The 23,110-nt window shown below is 45.8% G+C and carries 21 protein-coding genes; 12 read left to right on the plus strand and 9 right to left on the minus strand.

Annotated features, from left to right (window positions below; translation table 11 throughout):
* Nucleotides 1–282: 282 nt before the first annotated feature.
* The 7 genes from KNO98_RS10195 to dnaA form a co-directional block, all read right to left on the minus strand.
* Nucleotides 283–1,272, minus strand: coding sequence for an HD-GYP domain-containing protein (locus tag KNO98_RS10195; RefSeq protein WP_026824747.1), 990 nt, complete (start codon nt 1,270–1,272; stop codon nt 283–285).
* 61 nt (nt 1,273–1,333) lie between these two features.
* On the minus strand, nt 1,334–3,901 hold the full coding sequence (gene gyrA, locus KNO98_RS10200; protein WP_026824746.1) for a DNA gyrase subunit A: 2,568 nt from the start codon (nt 3,899–3,901) through the stop codon (nt 1,334–1,336).
* A 22-nt stretch (nt 3,902–3,923) separates the two neighbouring features.
* Nucleotides 3,924–5,852: a DNA topoisomerase (ATP-hydrolyzing) subunit B gene (gene gyrB, locus KNO98_RS10205; protein ID WP_214700766.1), complete on the minus strand. Its 1,929-nt coding sequence runs from the start codon at nt 5,850–5,852 to the stop codon at nt 3,924–3,926.
* A 49-nt stretch (nt 5,853–5,901) separates the two neighbouring features.
* On the minus strand, nt 5,902–7,020 hold the full coding sequence (gene recF, locus KNO98_RS10210; RefSeq protein ID WP_026824744.1) for a DNA replication/repair protein RecF: 1,119 nt from the start codon (nt 7,018–7,020) through the stop codon (nt 5,902–5,904).
* Nucleotide 7,021: 1 nt separating this feature from the next.
* Nucleotides 7,022–7,237, minus strand: a complete 216-nt coding sequence (gene yaaA / locus KNO98_RS10215) for a S4 domain-containing protein YaaA (RefSeq protein WP_015880213.1) — start codon at nt 7,235–7,237, stop codon at nt 7,022–7,024.
* A gap of 126 nt (nt 7,238–7,363) precedes the next feature.
* The gene (gene dnaN / locus KNO98_RS10220; RefSeq protein ID WP_026824743.1) at nt 7,364–8,503 is read right to left on the minus strand and encodes a DNA polymerase III subunit beta; all 1,140 of its coding nucleotides are present in this window, start codon (nt 8,501–8,503) and stop codon (nt 7,364–7,366) included.
* Nucleotides 8,504–8,700: 197 nt separating this feature from the next.
* On the minus strand, nt 8,701–10,077 hold the full coding sequence (dnaA, locus tag KNO98_RS10225; RefSeq protein ID WP_026824742.1) for a chromosomal replication initiator protein DnaA: 1,377 nt from the start codon (nt 10,075–10,077) through the stop codon (nt 8,701–8,703).
* Nucleotides 10,078–10,840: 763 nt separating this feature from the next.
* Here dnaA and rpmH point away from each other — a divergent pair.
* The 4 genes from rpmH (at nt 10,841) to KNO98_RS10245 (ending at nt 13,092) form a co-directional block, all read left to right on the plus strand.
* Nucleotides 10,841–10,975 (plus strand): 50S ribosomal protein L34, encoded by a 135-nt coding sequence (gene rpmH / locus KNO98_RS10230; RefSeq protein WP_015880216.1) that lies wholly within the window; start codon nt 10,841–10,843, stop codon nt 10,973–10,975.
* A gap of 154 nt (nt 10,976–11,129) precedes the next feature.
* Nucleotides 11,130–11,474, plus strand: coding sequence for a ribonuclease P protein component (gene rnpA, locus KNO98_RS10235; RefSeq protein WP_214700767.1), 345 nt, complete (start codon nt 11,130–11,132; stop codon nt 11,472–11,474).
* Nucleotides 11,475–11,579: 105 nt separating this feature from the next.
* Complete coding sequence (gene yidC / locus KNO98_RS10240) at nt 11,580–12,440, plus strand: membrane protein insertase YidC (protein WP_214700768.1); 861 nt, start codon at nt 11,580–11,582, stop codon at nt 12,438–12,440.
* A 106-nt stretch (nt 12,441–12,546) separates the two neighbouring features.
* Entirely contained in the window at nt 12,547–13,092 is a 546-nt protein-coding gene (locus tag KNO98_RS10245; RefSeq protein WP_214700769.1) for an HdeD family acid-resistance protein, read from the plus strand.
* A 13-nt stretch (nt 13,093–13,105) separates the two neighbouring features.
* Here the strand turns inward: KNO98_RS10245 and KNO98_RS10250 are convergent, their stop codons facing one another.
* Complete coding sequence (locus tag KNO98_RS10250) at nt 13,106–13,864, minus strand: nucleotidyltransferase domain-containing protein (protein WP_214700770.1); 759 nt, start codon at nt 13,862–13,864, stop codon at nt 13,106–13,108.
* Nucleotides 13,865–14,034: 170 nt separating this feature from the next.
* Between KNO98_RS10250 and mnmE the strand changes: the two genes are divergently transcribed.
* The 5 genes from mnmE to KNO98_RS10275 all read left to right on the plus strand — a co-directional run bounded on the left by mnmE (nt 14,035) and on the right by KNO98_RS10275 (nt 19,822).
* Nucleotides 14,035–15,414 carry a tRNA uridine-5-carboxymethylaminomethyl(34) synthesis GTPase MnmE gene (mnmE, locus tag KNO98_RS10255; RefSeq protein WP_214700771.1) on the plus strand — a complete coding sequence of 460 codons (1,380 nt, stop codon included), beginning with the start codon at nt 14,035–14,037 and terminating at the stop codon, nt 15,412–15,414.
* A 15-nt stretch (nt 15,415–15,429) separates the two neighbouring features.
* Complete coding sequence (gene mnmG / locus KNO98_RS10260; RefSeq protein ID WP_026824736.1) at nt 15,430–17,316, plus strand: tRNA uridine-5-carboxymethylaminomethyl(34) synthesis enzyme MnmG; 1,887 nt, start codon at nt 15,430–15,432, stop codon at nt 17,314–17,316.
* Nucleotides 17,317–17,320: 4 nt separating this feature from the next.
* Entirely contained in the window at nt 17,321–18,037 is a 717-nt protein-coding gene (gene rsmG / locus KNO98_RS10265; RefSeq protein ID WP_026824735.1) for a 16S rRNA (guanine(527)-N(7))-methyltransferase RsmG, read from the plus strand.
* A gap of 81 nt (nt 18,038–18,118) precedes the next feature.
* The gene (gene noc / locus KNO98_RS10270; RefSeq protein WP_015880224.1) at nt 18,119–19,003 is read left to right on the plus strand and encodes a nucleoid occlusion protein; all 885 of its coding nucleotides are present in this window, start codon (nt 18,119–18,121) and stop codon (nt 19,001–19,003) included.
* Nucleotides 19,004–19,039: 36 nt separating this feature from the next.
* Nucleotides 19,040–19,822 carry a ParB/RepB/Spo0J family partition protein gene (locus KNO98_RS10275; protein ID WP_026824734.1) on the plus strand — a complete coding sequence of 261 codons (783 nt, stop codon included), beginning with the start codon at nt 19,040–19,042 and terminating at the stop codon, nt 19,820–19,822.
* Here KNO98_RS10275 and yyaC read toward each other — a convergent pair.
* Nucleotides 19,795–20,421, minus strand: a complete 627-nt coding sequence (yyaC, locus tag KNO98_RS10280) for a spore protease YyaC (protein WP_026824733.1) — start codon at nt 20,419–20,421, stop codon at nt 19,795–19,797. The two genes, KNO98_RS10275 and yyaC, sit on opposite strands and share 28 nt — an antisense overlap.
* A 170-nt stretch (nt 20,422–20,591) precedes the next feature.
* Between yyaC and KNO98_RS10285 the strand changes: the two genes are divergently transcribed.
* The 3 genes from KNO98_RS10285 to ychF all read left to right on the plus strand — a co-directional run bounded on the left by KNO98_RS10285 (nt 20,592) and on the right by ychF (nt 22,980).
* Nucleotides 20,592–21,533, plus strand: a complete 942-nt coding sequence (locus tag KNO98_RS10285) for a mechanosensitive ion channel family protein (protein ID WP_051545930.1) — start codon at nt 20,592–20,594, stop codon at nt 21,531–21,533.
* Nucleotides 21,523–21,726, plus strand: a complete 204-nt coding sequence (locus tag KNO98_RS10290; protein ID WP_026824731.1) for a DUF951 domain-containing protein — start codon at nt 21,523–21,525, stop codon at nt 21,724–21,726. The genes KNO98_RS10285 and KNO98_RS10290 overlap by 11 nt, the downstream gene beginning before the upstream one ends.
* Nucleotides 21,727–21,879: 153 nt before the next feature.
* Nucleotides 21,880–22,980 (plus strand): redox-regulated ATPase YchF, encoded by a 1,101-nt coding sequence (gene ychF / locus KNO98_RS10295; RefSeq protein ID WP_026824730.1) that lies wholly within the window; start codon nt 21,880–21,882, stop codon nt 22,978–22,980.
* Nucleotides 22,981–23,110 lie beyond the last annotated feature (130 nt).

Below are 23,110 nucleotides of genomic sequence, written 5' to 3' on the forward strand. Positions count from 1 at the left end.
CATGTATTAGGCACGCCGCCAGCGTTCGTCCTGAGCCAGGATCAAACTCTCCAAAGAATTTGATATAGCTCTTAAATTGACGAAGCTTGTGCTTCATTCAAAAATTGTAAAACTTATTTTTGCCTCATCGTTCAGTTTTCAAAGTTCGTCTGCCGCTCTTAGCGACTCATTTATAGTAACACCTGTATTTATATCCGTCAACTATAAAAATAAAGTTTTTTGAAAAAGAATAAATAAAGACAATTCCCATCTATTTTTATGAAAGGAATCGTCAGTTTCTTCTTATTGGAACGCTACAATCCGAACTTCATTCAAACGGGATAAATCATATTCTTTTTGACTCGTATCTTCTATGACGATAGGTTGATCGATACAAGTCGTATATGCATGAATCTTCCCACGCACCCCGCTACTTAATAAAACGGATCGACCAATCTCATAAAATCCTAGTAAGGTAGCAAGAAGCGACAGCGCTTCTTCATCATATGCTTTGTTCTGACACATATAAAAATATGCTTCTTCTGGAGAGAGTGGTTTTCGAAACGTTCTTTGGGCCGTTAACTGACAAAAACGGTCCGCTACAATAAATAGAGGAGAAGCTGGATTTAGTTCGCGCTCTGTTAGACGTTTCGGAAACCCAGATCCATCTAGTCGTTCATGATGTTCTTCGACTAATTGATATACGCGTCCTCGTAACGTTTGAGTGCTTGGCAACATCGCTGCTGAGACAAGCGGATGTTGATACAAAAGTTCCCGCTCCATTTTTGTGAAATAACGCATATGAGACCATTTCCGAATTTTAGCATAACTTGCATCCGCAAAATAAGAAGCGAGTCCATAATCAAATTGAAGTTGATGCTCATCACCTCGATACTTCGATAAGGCATGAGAAACGAGAGCTCGATAAATTGCATGATAAATAACATGGTTCTTTCGTAAGGGCTGATCTGTAAAGAAATGAACAACTGCTGACAACGGTACTTCTTGACGAAAGAGTTGATGAATGAATTCTAGAGCCTCATAAGGATTAGGGGCAATCCGTTCTTCCCATTGATTGTAATGCTTTTCATATTGAAGCACCTGGCCATATAAAATATCCTTTTCTTTTGAAGTGAGGGTCGTTCGTTCTACAGGCGCGACATCGATCTCTTCGATTTTTAAGAAACGGAGTAAACGAAGGTGTTCATTCGTTAAGTGAATTCCGGCCTCTAAGGAAGAAACTGGTGACAATAAAGTCATGCCAACATGTACAGTAGATAAGTTCAAACGCACGCGAATCCCTCCTATATATAGAAAAAAGGTCGAACGGAAAAACACCGCTCGACCTCTCGTCTTACTCATTCACATTCGACGATTCGTCAGGTTCAGGTGCTTCATCCTCAAACCCATTCTCCAAATCGACTGCTAATTCCTCTTCTAATTCATCTTTTTTCAGTTTAGCGATAGTCGCTAAACGATCGCCTTCTTCAATGTTCATCACTTTTACACCACGTGTGCTTCGACCCATCTGAGAAATCGTTTGCGAATCGATACGAATCGCGACTCCATGTTCTGTCATCAACATAATGTCATCATCTTCATCTACGACACGCATACCAACGACTGTCCCACGGTCTGTCTTGATTCCAATGATTCCGGAACCACCACGACCTTGTGTGCGGAATTGCTCCATGGCCGTACGTTTTCCGTATCCTTTTTCCGTGATGATCAAGACATCTTGTGTTGTTCGAACGATTTCCATTGAAACGACCAAATCGTCTTCTTTCTTTAAACGAATCGCACGTACCCCTCGTGCCGTACGTCCCATCGAGCGAACTTCTCCTTCGAGTGGGAAGCGAATCGACATTCCTTGACGTGTGACAATCAACATCTCATCGTCACTCTTCGCAAGACGGACCGTGACGAGTTCGTCTGTCTCATTCAAGCTAATTGCGCGGAGACCGTTTTTGTTGATTCGAGCGTATGCCGAGAGTGGGGAACGTTTGACCAAGCCCTCTTTTGTGATAAACACAAGAGACAACTGCTCATCTGCCACTTCTTCTGATTCATCCTCTGCCTCTTCTACTACCGTTTGGTTAGCCAAGTAACTGTTGAAATCGACCGGAATCATTGTTTCGACTTTTTCACCCTTGTCGATTTGAAGCAAGTTAATGATTGGCATTCCTTTCGCGGTACGGCTCATCTCAGGAATTTCGTATCCTTTGAGACGGAAGACGCGTCCAAAGTTCGTAAAGAACAGGATGGTATCGTGTGTCGATGCTGAAAGCAAGCGAAGGACGAAATCTTCATCGTTCGTTCCCATTCCTTGTTTTCCACGTCCTCCGCGGCGCTGTGTCCGATAAGAATCCGATGGAATCGATTTGATATAGCCTTCACTCGTGAGCGTGATCATCATGTCACGAACCGGAATCAAATCCTCATCCTCAAGCTCGACGATATCTGTACGAATCACTGTACGCCGTGCATCGCCATATCGTTCTTTGATTTCAAGCAGTTCGTTGCGGATGATATCGAGGAGCAACTCCTCATCTCCAAGAATCGCACGAAGTTCTTCAATCAACGCTTTCACTTCACGATATTCGCCTTCAATCTTCTCACGTTCCAATCCAGTCAAGCGTTGGAGGCGCATATCTAAGATTGCTTGCGTCTGTTCAGTCGAAAGTCCAAAACGGGCAATCAACTTTTCACGAGCCTCGTCACCTGTACGCGTACTACGGATGATGGCGATAACTTCATCCAAGTGATCCAAGGCAACACGAAGACCCTCTAAAATGTGAGCACGTGCTTCCGCTTTGTCCAAATCGAATTGCGTACGACGACGTACGACCTCTTTTTGGTGTTCGATGTAGTAATAAATCGCTTGTTTGATGTTCAACGTTTTTGGACGACCGCCTACAAGGGCGAGCATGTTGACCCCGAACGTCGTTTGCATCGGTGTTTGTTTGTATAAATTGTTTAAGATGACACTCGCATTCGCGTCGCGGCGAACCTCAATGACGATTCGCATCCCGTTCCGGTCCGATTCATCTCGTAAGTCTGTGATGCCCTCAATCTTTTTATCGCGGACCAAATCGGCAATCTTTTCAACGAGACGTGCTTTGTTGACTTGGTAAGGAATCTCGTGCACGAGAATACGCTCACGGCCATTTTTCAACGTCTCGATTTCGGCTTTCGCACGCATCGTAATCGACCCACGTCCGGTTTCATACGCACGACGAATTCCGCTACGTCCCAAAATCTCTCCCGCTGTCGGGAAGTCAGGACCTGGGATGTGTTGCATCAATTCAGCAATCGTAATGTCTGGATTGTGAGAAAGGGCCAAGACGCCATCGATGACTTCGTTCAAGTTATGTGGTGGAACGTTTGTCGCCATCCCAACGGCAATCCCGCTCGTTCCGTTCACAAGGAAGTTTGGGAATCGAGCCGGGAGTACGACCGGTTCTTTTTCTTCCCCATCGAAGTTCGGTTGATAATCGATTGTGTTTTTTCCGATGTCTCGTACGAGTTCCATCGCAATTTTAGACATCCGTGCCTCGGTATAACGCATCGCAGCGGCTGAATCACCATCGACTGAACCAAAGTTCCCGTGACCGTCGACTAATTCATAACGATAACTGAAATCTTGAGCCATACGGACCATTGTCTCGTAAACGGCTGAATCACCGTGAGGGTGGTACTTACCGATTACATCCCCGACGACGCGCGCCGACTTTTTATGTGGCTTGTCCGCACGAATCCCAAGTTCGTTCATCGCATATAAAATACGACGGTGAACCGGCTTCAATCCATCTCGCACGTCCGGAAGGGCACGTGATACGATGACACTCATCGCATAGTCCATGAATGACGTCCGCATCTCTTGGCTAATATTTATATCCTTGATATTTTCTTGTTCTGCCATTCGTTATTGCCTACCCTTCTTATTAAATATCGAGGTTCTTCACGTAATGGGCGTGAGATTGAATAAAGTCACGGCGTGGCTCGACGTTGTCCCCCATGAGTGTTTCGAAGATTTCATCCGCTTCAATCGCATCTTGAAGATCGACACGGAGCATCGAACGCGTTTCTGGGTTCATTGTCGTATTCCATAACTGCTCAGGGTCCATTTCTCCAAGACCCTTGTAACGTTGAACGCTATAACGTGCATTTTCAGGAAGTTGTGCAATCGTAGCTTGCAACTCACGCTCGTTTTGAACGTAGGTTGTTTCTTTACCATGCTTCACACCATAGAGCGGTGGTTGTGCGATATAAACATATCCACTTTCAACGAGTGGGCGCATATAACGATAGAAGAACGTCAACAATAGCGTCCGAATGTGTGCACCATCGACATCGGCATCGGTCATGATAATCAATTTGTGATAGCGCGCTTTTGATAAATCGAACTCGTCCGCAATCCCTGTTCCAAGAGCCGTGATGATCGTCCGGACTTCTTGGTTGGCCAAAATCTTATCAAGACGTGCTTTCTCGACGTTGATGATTTTACCTCTAATCGGCAAAATCGCTTGGAAGTGACGGTCACGTCCAGACTTCGCTGAACCACCCGCCGAGTCACCCTCGACGATGTACAATTCAGACTTCGATGCGTCTTTTGAAGAACAGTCGGCCAATTTCCCTGGCAATGAACTGACTTCGAGTATTCCTTTACGACGCGTCATCTCTCGTGCCCGCTTCGCTGCAAGGCGTGCGCGTGCCGCCATCAAACCTTTATCGACAATGAGACGACCGACCGATGGGTTCTCGAGCAGGAATTGTTCGAACGTATCGCTGAACAACGTGTCCGTTGCCGTCCGTGCATCGGCATTCCCGAGTTTAGTTTTCGTTTGCCCTTCAAATTGAGGAGAAGGGTGTTTGACCGAGACGATCGCCGTCAATCCTTCACGGACATCGTCTCCGGAAAGACTACCATCGGCTTCTTTCATCAATCCGAACCGTTTCGCATAATCGTTGATGGAACGTGTGAGGGCTGTTTTAAATCCAGTCTCGTGTGTTCCCCCCTCATGCGTCGGAATATTGTTCGTGAACGAATAGATGTTACTAGCAAAACCTTCGTTGTACTGAAGTGCAATTTCCACTTCGATTCCATCTTTTGTACCGTGTACATACACGGGTTCTTCATGAATCGAAGCTTTCGAACGGTTCAAGTGCTCAACGTAAGATTTGATTCCACCCTCATAGTGATAATTACGCTCGATCGTCTCATCACTACGATCATCTTTTGCAACGATTCGTAGTCCCTTATTCAAAAAGGCAAGCTCACGTAGACGTGTCGCCAACAGATCAAAGTCATACTCGAGAGTTTCTTGGAAGATGTCCCCGTCTGGGAAGAAGCGGACAGTCGTCCCTGTCGTATCTGTCGTCCCGACGATCTCGAGTTCACCCTGTGGAACACCTCGCTTAAACGCTTGGTAATACACATTTCCATCGCGACGAACGAACACTTCAAGCTTTGTCGATAAGGCGTTAACAACCGACGCCCCGACACCGTGAAGACCTCCAGATACTTTATATCCGCCACCGCCGAACTTACCACCCGCATGCAACACTGTGAATATAACTTCAACGGCAGGTCTACCTGTTTTCTTTTGAACGTCGACTGGAATTCCGCGCCCATTATCTTCGACAACAATCGAGTTTCCTGGCTCAATCGTCACTGTGATTGTGTCACAGTAACCTGCAAGCGCCTCATCGATGGAGTTATCGACAATTTCCCATACTAAATGGTGGAGACCGCGAGAGCTTGTGGAACCGATATACATCCCTGGACGTTTACGAACAGCTTCTAAGCCTTCAAGGACTTGAATCTGATCGGCGCCGTACGCTTGCAATTCTTTTTCATTTTCATTACTCATCGGTTATTTTCACCTACTATACATGTTTTGGTGTTCCTTTTTGACACGATCACATTGACTCTATTTCAACTTCACCTTGTTTCACGTGAAACACTTTGGCTTGTTGAATCGTTTCATGTGCAATCCCATCAATGTTTGTTGTTGTCAAAATTGTTTGTACTTTCCGTCCCATCGTATCAAGGAGATGGGTTTGGCGATGATCGTCAAGCTCAGATAACACATCGTCTAATAACAACAGAGGATACTCGCCTACTTCTTCATGAATCAACTCAATTTCAGCTAGCTTCAATGACAAGGCCGCCGTTCGTTGCTGACCTTGTGAACCGAACGTTTGAACATTTCGATTGTTGACGTACAATTCAAAATCGTCGCGATGTGGACCAAACAAGGTCACACCTCTTCGTCGTTCGTTCTCTCTTATTTTATCAAACTTTTGACGATACGTTTCAAACATCTGTTCTTTTGAGAAGCGTTCTTTTTGGAACGTATCCGAAACGTATTGAATTGTCAGTGTTTCCAGTTCTCTCGTAATCCCAGAATGAATCGGATTAGCCCATTTTTCGAGTTGGTCGATGAAATGATAGCGTCTCATCACGATTTTCACAGCGAGTTCAATCAATTGATCCGTTAACACCTCGAGTAACGTCTCATCGCCACCTTTTGCAGATAACTGCTTCAACAAGGCGTTTCGCTGTTTCAGCGTCTTCAAGTATTGATTGAGTTCATGTAAGTACACCGGACTGACCTGACCGATTTCCATATCTAAAAATCGCCGTCTCCCTTGTGGACTGCCTTTCACGATGGCTAAGTCTTCAGGCGCGAACAAGACGACGTTAAATGCGCCGACATAGTCACTGAGACGACGTTGTTCTAAATGATTGAGCTTTGCTTTCTTTCCTTTAGGAGAAAATGAGAGACTTTGTACTGCTTCACCAGTACGTTTATGAATCCGTCCTTCGATACTCGCAGCGTCAGCTTCCCATCCGATTAATTCACGGTCTTGTGTCGTCCGATGCGATTTCGCCAGCGCAAGTACGTAAATCGATTCGAGAAGATTCGTTTTCCCTTGGGCATTCTCACCAATTAGAACATTTGTCTGTTCTGAAAAATCTAGCTCGAGGGTTTCGTAGTTGCGATAGTTTTGCAATCGGATCGACTTTAAGTACACGTCAATTTCCCTCGATTTGATATTCCCCGAAGCCTTCGACTTCGATTGTATCTCCATCTCTTAATTTACGGCCACGGCGTTGATCTTGCTCACCGTTTACTTTAATCATGACATCCTCTAAAAAGAACTTCGCTTGTCCCCCACTCGAGATGATGTCTGCTAATTTTAAAAATTGTCCGAGTGTCACATACTCGGTTGTAATCGACACTTTTTCCATGTCGTCACTCCCTTTCCCATATGCTGATCTGAAAAAATCGCCATACATATTAGTTTATCGAAAATCGTCGAATAAGGCAAAAAGAGGGATGATAAGGTAAGACACCTCATCATCCCTATCCGCAGCTTACGATGTGCGGACTGGCAAAATCAGTTGAAGAACGCTATCTTGTTCAACCGGTCGTAAAATGAACGGTCGCATCGAACCAGTGAACTGGATTTCGATTTCAGATGCATCGAGTGCCCGAAGTGCGTCCATCACGAATTTTGAGTTAAAGGAAATTTTTAGTTCTTCCCCTTCAAGCGATAAAATACTGACACGTTCAGACACTTTCCCGACTTCTGGTGAGTGTGAAGACACTTCAACTGCTGTTGTATCTTCCGCTACAAATTTAATGACGTTGTTGCGGTCTGCACGTGCCAAGAGTGAAGCACGATCAATGGCTTGTAAGAATTCTTTCGCGTTCATGCGTACCGCAGTACGATATTCTTCTGGAATGAGACGTGACGTATCAGGATACGCACCGTCTAACAAGCGAGAGAAGAATGAGATGTTCTTCATTCGGAACAAAATCTGTTGATCTGTGAGGACGATCTCAATCGGTAATTCTTCGCGGTCGAGTAACTTTGCCAATTCGTTAAGTGAACGACCTGGAACGACGACATTTTGGAACGTTAAATCATTATCCGTCTCAAAGCGGGCACGACGAAGTGCCAATCGGTGACTGTCCGTTGCGACACATGTAAGGAATCCTTTCTCAGCTGAGAAGTTGACTCCAGTTAATACTGGGCGTGTCTCTTGTGATGAAACAGCAAAACTCGTTTGACGAATGATCGTCTTCAAAAGATCGGCCGGTAAGTAGAACCGACGGTCACTTGCAAGTTCCGGTAGACGAGGGTATTCGTCCGGGTCGAGTCCATTCAAGTGAAACTCCGCCTGTCCAGACTCAATTCGAGTCATGAAGTTCGGAGATACTTCGAGGGTGACTTCATTTGTCGGTAACTTCTTCACGATTTCTCCTAAGAAGCGAGCGTTTAAAACGACGCTTCCAGCACGTTGAATTTGAATGAGTTCAATTCCACCCTCTTCGATTGGAATCAAGCGTTCAATCGAAATTTCGGTGTCACTTCCTGTCAGTGTCAAACCGTCCGCATGTGCTTCAAGTTTTAATCCTGTCAAAATTGGAATTGTTGTACGTGAAGCCACAGCTTTTGATACATCTTGTACTGCTTGCATAAATACATCTCGTTGAATCGTTAAATGCATGTGGATAATTCCTCCTAAGGTGAAATGAGTCAATTTCCTAATGATAATAATAGTATTAATTAAGTCATAATAGTAGTAAGGGCTGTGGATACTGGGGATAAGTCCCTTTAAACCTACGTATAAAGCCATTCCGCTTGTGAATAACTTGTGGATAACTAAGGTGGTTTATCCACAGGATATCCACAGAGAATTCTTCATTAGTTAGACAGTGCCTTTTTCAACGTTTGAATCGTCTCTTGCATTTCCACATCGTTTTTCAGGAGTGTACTAATCTTTTCATGGGCATGAATCACAGTCGTATGATCGCGTCCTCCGAACTCCTCCCCGATTTTAGGCAATGAACTCTCCGTCATCTCTCGAGACAGATACATCGCAATCTGGCGTGGAAATGCAAGTGTTTTAGTACGCTTTTTCGAATTTAATTCTTCTACTTGAATGTTGAAGTGTTGACTGACAATTTCTTGAATGTCACGAATGACTATCTTCTTCGCTTCCTGAACGGGCATGATATTATGAAGCGCTTCAGCTGCAACGTCCGGATCAATTGGTCGTCCGACTAGTTTTGCGTAAGCGACGACACGTGTCAATGCCCCTTCTAGCTCACGAATGTTCGTATCGATTTGATTAGCGATATAAAGCATGACTTCATTAGAGATATCAAGACCTTCAGCAGTCGCTTTTTTACGAAGAATCGCAATACGTGTCTCGAGGTCTGGCGGCGTGATATCCGTAATCAGCCCCCATTCGAAACGCGAGCGCAGCCGATCTTCTAATGTTGGAATTTCTTTCGGTGGTCGATCACTTGAAATGACAATTTGTTTTTGATCGTTGTGTAACGCGTTGAAAGTGTGGAAAAACTCTTCCTGAGTCTGCTCTTTCCCTGCTAAGAACTGAATATCATCAATGAGCAGCACATCGATATTCCGATAGCGATTGCGGAACTCACCGGTTTTGTTGTCCCGGATCGAGTTGATAAATTCGTTCGTAAATTTTTCAGAGGAAACATAGGCAATTCGAGCTCCCGGTTTTTGAGCTTTTACGTAATGACCGATTGCATGCATCAAATGCGTCTTCCCAAGTCCGACGCCTCCATAAATGAATAGTGGATTATACGCGCGTGCAGGTGCTTCGGCGACAGCGAGAGATGCTGCATGGGCAAATCGGTTCCCTGAGCCGATGACAAATGTCTCGAAAATGTATTTGTCATTCAGTTGTCCAAGATCCCCTTCCTCTTTTGAAGGTAATGGTAAGGGTTGTTCTTTTGTTTCTGTCACAGCAATTGATTCGTGGGATCCATCAGCTGGAGCATACTTGTGTGCTTGAGATTCTTCAATAAAATGAATTTCAAGTTTGTTATTTGTGATCTCTTCGACTGTATCTTGTAAAAGAGATAGATACTGCCGCTCTAACCATGTAACGATAAAACTAGCAGGTGCCGACACGACGAGTGTCGTTCCCATCAAGGATATTCCTTCGGTTGATTTTAACCACATGTCAAAACTAGCTTTTGGTGTTCGTTCTTCTTCTTCGATTACCGATAAGACATTTCTCCAAATCTCGCGAGCATTCTTCAATAAAAGACCTCCTTTACTCACATGTTAGGTAAAACTTATTCACACGATATACACATACACTATTTTATAGTAGAAACTAGGGTTATCCCCAGAGAACAAAAACTGTGGATAAAGTTATCCACATGGTGTTCATTTTGGGGATAACACTTATCCACAGCCTGTGTATATCTTGGAATCACGAATTGTTCATCCACAAGTTTGTGCACATTCAGTTTAGCAAAATAAAATAGACGTGGCAATGCTTTTTGGCATTTATCCACAGATTAAGAAAAGTATCCACACCCACTTATCCACATGCTGTGTAGTTTGTGGATAACATGTGGATATGTTGTGGATAACGATATATTCGTGCATGAAAGAATAAAAAAGTTATACACAAAAGAGGAAGAAGGAAACTGTAGAAATGTTTTTGTAAAAGAAGAAAACGAAAAAATGAAGAATTTAATTATGAAAAAAGAGGAGTTATTCACATATAAATGTGGATAACTTCGAGTTATTGTGGATAAAATGGCTCAACATCAATATTTATAAAGACCGTTTATAAAATGTGTAAAGGTTGTGTATGAATTTTTCCTCTACTAGCATATGAACTAGATCAATTTCACCTTCAAGTAGAGATTCCAGAACGCTTCATTCGTTGAATTCGAAAACTGCTCGAAAATACATTGACAATTGGTGAAACGATTTATATAATCTTAAAGACTGCCTTAAATGAAACTATAACTTGCTAATAGAGCGTTAATCTTGAGGAGGTGCTGTAACCATGAAACCAACTTTCAATCCTAACAACCGTAAGCGTAAGAAAGTCCACGGATTCCGTGCACGCATGGCGACTAAAAACGGTCGTAACATTCTTGCTGCTCGTCGTCGTAAAGGCCGCAAAGCCTTGACTGTATAATTTCGAATAAAAATTGCCCGGGGATCCTGTCCTCGGGCAATTTTTTAGTTCGTCACAGAAACGTAGCATTTCATCGATTCTCCCTCGTTCAAATGATGCGGATATGATATGATGTTAGTTGACGATTTTTGAAGCGAAGGATGGAGTGAGAATTTTGAAAAAAGAATACCGCCTGCAAAAGAATGAAGAGTTCCAAGCGGTGTTTCGCGAAGGACGCTCCGTGGCCAATCGTCAGTTTGTCGTCTACACGCTCAAAGCGGATCAAGCGCATTTCAGAGTGGGCCTTTCCGTCAGTAAAAAGCTTGGCAATGCTGTGGAACGGAACCGTATGAAACGATTGATGCGTGAGTCGCTTCGCTTGCTCGAACCAAACGTTGCACCAAATGATTATGTCATCATCGCCCGGAAGCCTGCGACTGCATTAACGCAGTCGGAAGTGACCGAGAGTTTGAAACACGTATTCAAACGGTCGAAAGTTTGGCAAAAGCAAGGCCGGTGACCATGACAATCTGAATTTGTTCTCTCATATAATCAGAGTCTTATAAGATTGCCCGATCGACGTGTGCGTTAAAAAAGAATTGATAATGAAAGTGTAGGAGGAACTATGAGCAAAAAGCTAAAATTAGGATTACTCGCTGCCATGACTGCGGTCATCATGCTGATGGCAGGCTGTGTGGATCCGTCTACCATCCAAGCCGAACCAGTTACGGCTGACACAGAAGGTTTCTGGGCGAAGTACTTTGTATGGCCGCTCGCATGGCTTTTGAAGGAAGTTGCTTACTTAGTAGGTGGCCCTTGGCAATACGGGATTTCAATCATCATCGCGACAATCATCGTTCGTTTGTTGATTCTCCCACTCATGATCAAGCAGACGAAGAGTATGGGTGCGATGCAGGTCTTGCAACCAGAAATGCTGAAGCTTCGTGAAAAGTACAGCTCGAAAGACCAAGAAACACAACGTAAACTCCAAGAAGAGATGATGAAACTTTATCAAGAGTATCAAATCAACCCGCTCGCAGGGTGTTTGCCAATCTTGATTCAAATGCCAATTCTCTTCGCGTTCTACGATGCGATTCGTCGTACACCTGAGATTTTTGAGGCGAACTTCTTATGGTTTGACCTCGGTGCTCCGGACCCGACGTTCGTCTTGCCGATCTTAGCGGCAATCTTGACGTTTGCACAACAAAAAATCTCAATGGCGGGTCAAGAACAGAACCCACAATTGAAGATGATGCTCTATATCTTCCCGGTCATGATCTTTATCATGTCAATCAACCTTCCAGCTGCCCTCTCATTGTACTGGGTAGTCGGATATATCATCTCGATCATCGTCACGATGGCAATCATGCTCCCGATGCGTGAGAAGATGAAGGTAGCAGCAGAAGCGAAAATCGCTGCAAAAGAAGCAGAGCGTGCAGCTCTTGCTGAAGAAGAAAAGAAAAACAAAAAGAAAAAGCGTAAATAATCATTAAGCTGGGTGTCTCATGACACTCAGCTTTTTTTTTGTGGGGTTGCGTGTCGATGAGACGGGAATACAGAAAGAAAGGAATAAAAAAAGGAGGTGTAGAAAAATGGAAGCATTCATTCACCGCTTGGAGCGATCGACATTATGGCAAGCTGTCATTTATTTTGTGCTCGGTGTTCTTATTCTGCTGTACCCTCGCTTTTTCTTTGATGTTATGGTGTATGTGATTGCCGGATATTTGGCCATTATGGGTATATGGATGGTTTTTCAAGGCATCCGCAGGCGACAGGAAGGTTTACCACCATCTTTCTTTATGGGGGTCATTTATTTGATATTGGGGGCGGTTGTCTTCTTCTTCGCAGAGACGTTAGCGAGCCTTCTTCCGATTTTAATCGGAGCACTGTTTTTATTTGGTGGAATCATTCGCCTGATTCAAGCGCTTGGATACCGTCAATCGATGGCAGGGCGATGGCTCTGGTTTTTGATTGGAAGTATATTGTGGATTGGTGTCGGGATTCTCATGTTGACGAATCCATTTAGCAGTCTGCTCGTCCTGTTTCAACTGTTCGGTGGAATTCTCATCGCTATTGCTGTGCTAGAACTCGTTCTCTATTTCACGATTCGCTCGACGAAACGGCAAACACGTTACTAAAGAACAAGCCGCCCTATACACGGGGGCGGCTTGTTTCTCGTTGAATCAACTGTTCCATGAACGGTCCGAATACGTCGTAACCGGGTAATGTCGCGAAGAACGGTTGCTCCTCTTTGAGTCGCTCGATGTACATGCGGGCGGCCTTTTCGTGCGAAGCGGGGGTCAATTGGTCATAAAACGAATGTAAATCGATTGTTTGTCGCTGTGCCACATCTTTTAAGCCGAGCGATGCCCGTTCAGGTGTGTGGTGGGTGGCTAACACATATGCGAAATGAACCATCCCTTGCCGAAGCATCTCGGTCGCCCAGATGCCGTTACCTCGATTGCGAGATTTCGTATATTGGAAAAAGAACCAAACGGTATCAAACGCATGATCACTCGTCGACGTTTCTTCTAACTGCAGTGATGTCGTGTGCGAAACGAGCTGATGTTGTGGGTCGTAAAGGATATGGATCGAGTCTTGGTGGTTCAATGTCTCTTTTGTGACGGTGAATAAATCAATGTGAAGAAAATCATCGTATACGACAATGAGTTGTGGGGCGACGATGTGAATCTCATCTTTCAACAAGATTGGGCGATACGCAAGGAGGTGCTCGAGACGTCTTGACAGGAAGGATATCTCTTGGTCAGGCTGAACCATTACATAGAGGTCCACATCGGAATGTTCATCTTCTTCTCCTCGACCGAACGAACCTTTCACAAAGACGGCTTGAACCGCTTCGTCCTGCTTAAGTCGCTCGGTGATAACTTGAATCGCTGTCTGTTGTTTCACATTCATACCCTCTCTTCTATGTAAATATATTCCTTTATTGTACGAAAATAATGGGAAGATTCGCAATGACTTTATTGATGGACGAACGCTTTCGTTCAAGTCGAATATCGTGTATAGTAGGTTCGTTATGCATATGATAGAAGAAGATGTTTAGGTTTGGAGGGAGAAAGATGCTAGAGTTTGACACGATTACAGCGATTTCGACACCGATGGGTGAAGGTGCCATCGGGATTGTCCGATTATCGGGCGATTTGGCGGTCGAAACGGTGAACAATGTGTTTTCTGGAAAAGACTTAACAACAGTCGATTCACATACGATTCATTATGGAACGTTGAAATATCCTGATACGGGCGAGGTCGTCGATGAAGTCATGGTCAGTATTCTGCGCGCACCGAAGACGTTCACACGAGAAGATGTCGTCGAGATCAATTGTCATGGGGGCGTCGTGGCGGTCAATCGTGTCCTTGAGCTCATTCTCGACCAACCCGACATCCGCTTAGCAGAACCAGGCGAGTTCACAAAACGCGCCTTTTTGAATGGTCGTATCGATTTATCTCAAGCAGAAGCGGTCATGGACCTGATTCGAGCGAAGACGGACCGGGCAATGAACGTTGCGATGTCTCAAATGGAAGGACGATTATCACGACTCGTTCGTGAGTTACGCCAACAATTACTCGAGACGATTGCGGCAGTCGAGGTCAACATCGACTATCCGGAATATGATGCAGAAGAGATGACACAGGCCATCGTCGAAGAGAAGGCTGGCGAAGTCAAGCACATCCTTGAGCAGTTGCTTGAGACAGCAAAGCAAGGGAAAATCTTACGTGAAGGTTTGGGCACGGCGATCATCGGGCGACCGAACGTCGGAAAGTCCTCACTCATGAATACGCTTGTTCAAGAGACGAAGGCAATTGTCACAGAAATCGCTGGGACGACGCGTGATACGATTGAGGAATACGTCAATGTGAAAGGCGTTCCGCTCAAATTGATCGACACGGCAGGGATTCGGGAAACGGAAGATATCGTGGAACGAATCGGTGTAGAGAAGTCGAGGAAGGCATTGGAAGCTGCGGACTTGGTCCTTCTCGTCTTGAACGGTCATGAAGGATTGACAGTTGAGGATGAGGCGTTGTTTGAAGCGGTCAAAGACATGAATGCCATCATCATCATCAATAAGACGGACTTGCCACAAAACATGGATTCTTCTAAGCTAGAGAAACTAGCGGCAGGACGTCCGATCGTGGCGACGTCGCTCTTACTAGATGAGGGAATCGATGCGCTTGAAGCGGCCATTGCAAACCTCTTCTTCGCAAAAGGCGTCGAGTCGCAGGATATGACATATATCTCGAACGCTCGACACATTCAGTTAATCAAACGAACGATTGGCCAAATTGATGAGGCGCTCGGCAGTGCCGTCATGAATATGCCGATCGATATGGTCCAAATCGATTTACGTCGTGCGTGGGATACGCTCGGTGAAATCAATGGAGATACCGTACAAGAGAGCTTGATTGACCAGCTCTTTTCACAATTTTGTCTTGGGAAATAATAAGGAGGAACGAATATGGCTTATACGGCAGGCGAATTTGACGTCATCGTCATCGGGGCCGGGCACGCAGGGATCGAAGCGGCACTCGCATCGGCTCGAATGGGTGCGAAAACAGCGATGCTGACGATGAACCCGGACATGGTCGGATTCATGTATTGTAACCCGTCAATCGGTGGACCGGCGAAAGGGATCGTCGTACGTGAAATCGATGCGCTCGGTGGTGAGATGGGTCGTGCGATTGACGCGACATACATTCAAATGAAGATGCTCAACACATCGAAAGGTCCGGCGGTACGTGCGTTACGAGCACAGGCGGACAAATTCCAATACCAAAATCATATGAAGAAAGTGCTAGAAGACGAGCCGAATCTACTTCTTCGTCAGGCACTCGTTGAACGCTTGTTGATTGAGGACGGGGTAGTACGCGGCGTGGTAACGAACACGGGTTCAGAATATCGCGCGAAAGCTGTCATCGTCACAACAGGAACGTTCATGCGTGGTCAAATCATCATCGGTGAATTGGCTTATGAAAGCGGTCCGAACAACCAAATGCCATCGGTCGAGCTGTCGAAACATCTAGAAGAGCTCGGTCTCGACTTGGTTCGATTCAAAACGGGGACACCGCCACGAATCGACGGAAAGACAATCGATTACTCGAAGACGGAGATTCAGCCAGGAGACGAGAATCCATCATTCTTCTCGTACACATCGACGGATTTGAACCCGATCGAACAAATTCCATGCTGGCTCACATACACGAGTGAGCGCACGCATCAGTTGATTGATGAGAACCTCCATCGTTCACCGATGTATTCGGGCGCAATCAAAGGGACGGGACCACGTTATTGCCCATCGATTGAAGATAAGGTCGTTCGATTTAACGATAAACCGCGTCACCAAATCTTCTTGGAGCCAGAAGGTCGCGACACAGAAGAAATTTACGTCCAAGGCTTCTCGACGAGTATGCCAGAAGACGTGCAACATCAAATGCTTCGGACAATCCCAGGTCTTGAAAACTCAGAGATGATGCGTCCGGGTTATGCGATCGAGTACGATGCGGTCGTACCGACTCAACTTTGGCCAACTCTCGAAACAAAAGCAGTCCCAGGTCTCTTCACAGCGGGACAGATCAACGGGACGAGTGGTTACGAAGAAGCGGCCGGACAAGGCATCATGGCGGGAATCAACGCCGCATGCAAAGTGCTCGGTAAAGAGTCTGTCATCTTGGACCGTTCGCAAGCGTATATCGGCGTCTTGATCGATGACCTCGTGACGAAAGGGACGAACGAACCGTATCGTCTACTCACTTCGCGTGCCGAATATCGTCTCTTGTTGCGTCATGACAACGCGGACTTGCGACTCAGCGACATCGGGTATGAGATCGGATTACTTTCAGAAGATCGTCATGCCCACCTCAACGAGAAGCGTGTAGCGATTGAAAAAGAAGTGAAGCGACTTGCGTCACTTGTCGTTAAATCGACACCTGAAGTCAATGCGATGCTCGAATCACTCGGTGCACACCCGCTCAAAGAAGCGACGCATGCCAACATCTTGTTGAAACGTCCGGAAGTATCTTATGAAGCGCTCATGACGGTCGTTCCATCAACAGAAGAATTGTCGTTTGAAGTGAAAGAGCAAGTTGAGATTCAAGTGAAGTATGAAGGCTATATTTCCAAACAGCTTGAACAAGTCGAGAAGATGCGTCGTATGGAAGAAAAACGAATCCCAGAAAACTTGGATTACGATGCAATCGGTGGTCTCGCGACAGAAGCAAAACAAAAACTAAAACAAGTTCGTCCCCTTTCGATCGGACAAGCGTCACGCATCTCAGGCGTAAACCCGGCAGACGTGTCAATCTTGCTCGTCTACATCGAACAAGGACAATACGCAACGGTGGAGTGAAACGATGAACGAATCTCAATTTATTGAAGCGTTACGAGCTGAAGGGTTTGAATTGAATGAGACACAACTCACTCAGTTCAAACGCTACTTCGAAATGCTTGTCGAATGGAACGAAAAAATGAATTTAACAGCCATCACAGATCAGGAAGAAGTGTATTTGAAACACTTTTATGATTCGCTCAGCGCAGCGTTTCACTTCGATTTCACGAAAGTCGAAACGGTATGTGATGTCGGGGCGGGGGCGGGATTCCCGAGTCTTCCTCTTAAAATTTTATTTCCGCACTTACACGTCACAATCATCGATTCATTGAATAAGCGCATCACGTTCTTGAACGAGTTGGCCCTTGCCCTCGGACTTGAGGGTGTCGCTTTCCATCATGGGCGGGCCGAAGAGTTCGGGAAAAATAAAAAGTTCCGTGAACAGTTTGATGTCGTCACAGCGCGTGCGGTTGCCCGCATGACCGTGTTGGCGGAATACTGTTTACCACTCGCGAAAGTAGGCGGAAGCTTCGTCGCGCTTAAAGCGGCCAAGGTTTCTGACGAGATGGCAGATGCCAAAAACGCTTTAGCTGTTCTAGGCGGAAAAGAAAAATCGACACACCAGTTCCTATTGCCAGGAGAGATGAGTGAGCGTAATATCGTAGTTGTAGATAAACTACGAAAAACGCCCGGGAAATATCCGCGTAAAGCGGGGACGCCGGCGAAAGAGCCACTTATCTGATGATGTCGTTTCACGTGAAACAAAAGCAGATTCCAGTGGTGGAGTCTGCTTATTTTTTTACATAAAAAGGGGTGCCCGACGTTGAAGAATAGATTTGCGAAATTGTTCGGTGTGAATCGAAAAGACGAAGTTGCCGTGACTCAGATTGCGGAAGTTCGAGCGGATGACACGGTACAGGAACTCTCGTTATCACGATTACGTCCCAACCGTTACCAACCACGAAAAGTGTTTGAACCGGCTAAAATTGAAGAACTGGCAACGACGATTTCGGAACATGGGCTGCTTCAACCAATCGTGGTCCGAAAGGCAGACGGGGACTGCTATGAAATCATTGCCGGAGAGCGTCGCTTCCGAGCGGTGAAATCTCTCGGTTGGTCAGCAATCCCGGCAATCGTTCGCGATATGGACGATGATACGACAGCCGCACTCGCCCTGATTGAAAACTTGCAGCGTGAGCAGTTGAGCCCGATCGAAGAGGCGGAAGCATACGATCGTTTACTTGCCTTGAACGGCTTGACTCAAGATGCGCTCGCGAAGAGTTTAGGGAAGAGTCAGTCGACGATTGCTAATAAGTTGCGTTTGTTGAAATTACCTGAGGATGTAAAACAGTCGCTTCGCGATCGTCGGATCAATGAACGACATGCGCGTGCACTGCTACCGTTAAAAGAAGAAGGATTACAACTCCAAGTTCTCGCTGAAGTATTGGAGCAAGACTTCAACGTCAAGGAGACGGAAGAGCGAGTCGCCTTTTTGACAACGCCGATCGAGGAAGAAAAGCGTAAGCCAAAAAAACAACGTCGTCGGACGAAGAGTTTTGCGCGCGACACGCGAATCGCCATTAACACGATTCGTGACTCAATCGATTTGATTGGGAAAACAGGGATTGATGTCCAAACTGAAGAAGTAGACGAAGAGGAATTTGTTGAAATTCGAATTCGCATCCCGAAAGCGCGGCCTCAAAAATGAGTCCGTGCTTTTTCATACGATGAAGGAGGTTTGTAGATGGAACGATTAGCCTTAAAATTCATTCGCCCAAACCCGAATCAGCCCCGGAAACAATTTGAGGTGGAAAAACTCGAAGAATTGCGTCAATCGATTGAGCGCTACGGGGTATTACAGCCGATTGTCGTTCGAAAAGCGACTGGATACTATGAAATCATCGCCGGAGAAAGGCGATTTCAGGCTGCGAAACTCGCCGGGCAAGAAGACATTCCCGCTTTAATCGTCACGGCCGACTCGGATCGGGTCATGGAACTAGCTTTGATTGAAAACATACAGCGAGCAGACTTGAACGCGATCGAAGAAGCGGTCGCATATGAACAATTGATGAAGACGCTAGGACTGACGCAACAACAGTTGGCAGACCGTGTCGGGAAAAGTAGAAGCCACGTGACGAACAGCTTACGTTTGCTTCGCTTACCGAGTGCGGTTCAGCACGCGGTCATGGTCGGAGATTTAACGATGGGTCATGCGCGGGCCATTACAGGTGTGAAGTCGGAACAATTGATGGAACAGATCGCAAAACGCGTCATCACCGAGCATTGGACGGTCCGACGCCTTGAGCGTTACTTACAAAAAGAGCGCACAGAAAAAAAGACGCTGAAGCAATCGAACGCCGATATCGAAGCGGTCGAAGCCGTGCTTGCGGAGCGTCTTCAAATGGATGTGTCGATTCGTCCACGCAGAAAAGGGGGCGTGTTGGAACTAAAATACTTTTCACAAGACGACCTCGAACAACTTTTGATGTTGCTGTCCCCTCAAGATTTTGACTCGTCCCGTGACTGACGAAGTCGTGTGATGGCGGCCTCTTCATGATGAAGACGTCCGATGCGTGCATCAAAGTCGACGAACCCGTCTGTAATGAAGCGTGCGAGTTCATAAACGAGATGAAGGCGGGTATTCTGCAAAATCATCATTTCCATGAACCCGCTCACGTTTACGACGGCTTTTATATTATAAGCGCCTACTGCCGGAAGTTCTTTTTGAACACCCGCACCCGGGGCAAGTGGCCCTTCTGAGAAAAAGACATACCCGACACTCGACAAACGACCGAGGCAAGCATCAATGGCAATAATGAGCGGCTGATGAAAGCGTGTTTGAATCTCATGCAACGTTTCCACCAAGTTAAGCGCATGTACGGGCTTGGTTAACGTGCCGTAAACGTGTAAATTCCGGATGTGACGTTCTTCCAAGAACGTCCCGACGAGGGGACCGAGAGAATCACCGGTCGAACGGTCCGAACCGATGCAAACAAGGACGATGGGGCGATGGGCTTCATTGGCCAACTGTTCATGAAGCTGGTCCGCAAGCAGTCTGGATCCACTCCGCTCAGTGTGTTCAATGAAGAAGGAGTATGGTTTATGAGGTTTTAAGCGAAACGGCATGAATCTCATCCTCTCTTCTAAGCTGCCTATTCCTAGTTGCGATGGGGGATTGATCTCGTATTAAACCATTCCCAAAAGTGGAAAACTTCTAAACTTCCGAATGCAGTGTTTGAGAAAAGTCACGAAATGTGTTTTGATGATTTAGAATCTACGACTTTTGAGGTGAAAAGATGGCTTCGCAAAATACAGAAAAAGATTTAAACACGGTTGCGGATGAAACGATTGATAGCGTGAACCGATTCGTGGAATATTTCAAAGATACGGACATGTGGATTGGGCTTGGGATTAAACTCGCCGGTGTGGCGCTCATTATCCTTGGTTTATACATCGCGACAAGAATCTTGACCACGATGGTGGAACGCGTGTTTACGCTCCGAAAAATAAAAGAAAATGACATTGTCGCACAACGACAGAACGAAACGTTATTGAAACTGGCACAAAATACGATTCGTTATGTCATCGGATTGATCATGGTCCTGACGGTGCTTGGGCAATTCGGCGTAAATATTGCCGGGTTGATCGCTTCGGCCGGTGTGGCAGGTCTCGCTATTTCATTTGGTGCCCAAAGTTTGGTGAAAGACGTCATCACCGGTGCGTTCATCATTTTCGAAAACCAGTATAAAAATGGGGATTACGTCAGCTTGAACCAAGAAGTTGAAGGGATCGTCATCGAAGTCGGCATCCGGACGACAAAGTTAAAAGGATTGAACGGACAAGTATCCATTATTCCGAACGGACAGATCATGCAAGTGACGAACTACTCACTTGAAAACAGTGTAGCGGTCGTCGATGTTGGTGTTGCTTATGAAGAAGACATGGAACGCGTTGAATCGGCGATTAAAGAAATCGCAAAAGAAGTTGAGGCAAAATATCATGACCTCTTCATCGAACCGATTACCCTCGCTGGCGTGCAATCGCTCGGGGCTTCAGAGGTCGTCTATCGCTTGATGGCAGAAGTACCACCGACCCAACATTTCACAGCCGGCCGGATTCTTCATAAAGAATTGAAAGCCGGATTCGACAAACGCAATATTGAAATTCCGTACCCACGTACGGTTATGTTACCCCCTAACCCGACTCCTAAAGGAGGAGAAGTAGAAAATGCACAGTAAAACTTATGCGTTGAACGATATTGTGGAAATGAAAAAACCACATGCCTGCAAGACGAATCGCTGGCAAATCACACGTGTAGGGATGGACATTCGCATCAAATGTCAAGGTTGTGGAGCAAGTGTGCTCATGCAACGCCGGGACTTTGATAAGCGATTCAAGAAAGTGCTTGAGCAAGGCAACGCCGCGGAATAAGCGGCGTTTTTCTTTAGGTTATGAACGTGAGTTGCGGTTTAATCGTGGACTATCTATAATTGTGAAGGATGTGACGGTGTGGTGTACTGAATGTACCCACTCCACAGACGGTTTAACATTTCCCGGGAAACACCGGATGAGGAGGAACTATTAGTGGGATTAACAGCAGGAATTGTCGGATTGCCAAACGTCGGGAAATCGACATTGTTTAATGCGATTACACAAGCAGGAGTCGAAGCGGCTAACTATCCGTTCGCGACGATTGACCCGAATGTCGGCGTCGTAGAAGTACCAGATGCACGCCTTGATCGATTGACAGAACTCGTCAAACCAAAAAAGACGGTTCCAACAGCGTTTGAATTTACAGATATCGCCGGAATCGTTAAAGGGGCTTCAAAAGGTGAAGGACTCGGAAACAAGTTCTTAGCGAATATTCGCGAAGTCGATGCAATCTGCCAAGTCGTTCGTTGTTTTGAAGATGAGAACATCACGCACGTCGCGGGTCGTGTCTCACCAATAGACGACATTACGACAATTAACCTTGAATTGATTTTAGCCGACCTCGAGTTAGTTGAAAAACGGATCACACGTGTTCAAAAAATGGTCAAATCAAAAGATAAAGGTGCCGCACAAGAACTTGAGGCACTTGAAATCGTGCAAGCCGTCTTAGAAGAAGAACGTCCTGCCCGTGTCGCAGAGCTCACGGATGACCAATTGGCAATCGTGAAGCACTTCCAACTATTGACGATGAAACCGATGTTGTACGTGGCAAACGTCAGTGAAGAAGAAGTAGCGGATGCGGATGCAAACGAACATGTTCAAGCCGTCCGTGATCACGCGACAACAGAAGGGGCGCAAGTGATTGTCATCTGTGCACGCATCGAAGAAGAAATTTCAGAACTAGAACCTGAAGAACGTCTTGAGTTCTTACAAGATCTCGGCATCGAAGAGTCTGGACTCGATCAATTGATTCGTGCGGCTTATTCGACACTCGGTCTTGCAACGTACTTCACTGCAGGTGAAAAAGAAGTTCGTGCTTGGACGTTCAAACAAGGGATGAAAGCACCACAGTGTGCTGGTGTCATCCACTCAGACTTCGAACGGGGCTTTATTCGTGCCGAAGTCGTCTCATATGACGATCTTTCAACGGCTGGCAATATGACGATGGTAAAAGAACAAGGGAAACTTCGTTCTGAAGGAAAAGAATACGTCTTCCAAGACGGCGATGTTGTCACATTCCGTTTCAACGTATAAGTTGATTTTCGGAAACGTATTGTAAAAGTTAAGTAAGTTTGATAGTATATTATGACGTGAGTAAAACAATTGTTTGCTCCTTGCTCCTGCAATTGGTAGGGGCCGCTAGTCCAAGAGGAGGTGAAAGATA

This window comes from Exiguobacterium sp. s57, from assembly GCF_018617685.1.
GTDB lineage: Bacteria > Bacillota > Bacilli > Exiguobacteriales > Exiguobacteriaceae > Exiguobacterium > Exiguobacterium marinum.